Genomic DNA, 529 nt, shown 5'->3' with positions numbered 1-529 from the left:
ACATCAGCAAGTACGTCAGCTTCAACGAGCGCAAGCACATCGGCTAGCACGTCAGCTTCAACAAGTGCAAGCACATCAGCAAGTACATCGGCTTCAACAAGTGCAAGCACATCAGCAAGTACGTCAGAAAGTACATCAGCTTCAACAAGTGCAAGCACATCAGCAAGTACGTCAGCTTCAACAAGTGCAAGTACGTCAGCAAGTACATCAGCTTCAACAAGCGCAAGCACATCAGCAAGTACGTCAGCTTCAACAAGTGCAAGTACATCAGCAAGCACGTCAGCAAGTACATCGGCTAGCACGTCAGCAAGTACGTCGGCTTCAACAAGCGCAAGCACGTCAGCAAGTACATCAGCTTCAACAAGCGTAAGCACGTCAGCAAGTACATCAGCATCAACAAGTGCAAGTACGTCAGCAAGTACATCAGCTTCAACAAGTGCAAGCACATCAGCAAGTACGTCAGCTTCAACAAGTGCAAGTACGTCAGCAAGTACATCTGCTAGCACGTCAGCATCAACAAGTGCAAGCA

1 protein-coding gene is annotated in these 529 nt (G+C 48.2%); it reads right to left on the bottom strand.

Annotated features, from left to right (window positions below):
- Window positions 1–529: hypothetical protein (locus tag FBF73_RS10060; protein WP_206146690.1), on the bottom strand; the 529-nt coding region annotated here is incomplete at both ends.

It is taken from the genome of Streptococcus mitis (genome assembly GCF_005144795.1).
In the GTDB taxonomy this organism is placed as follows: Bacteria; Bacillota; Bacilli; order Lactobacillales; family Streptococcaceae; genus Streptococcus; species Streptococcus mitis_BB.
This window is presented reverse-complemented; position numbering and strand designations above follow the sequence as displayed.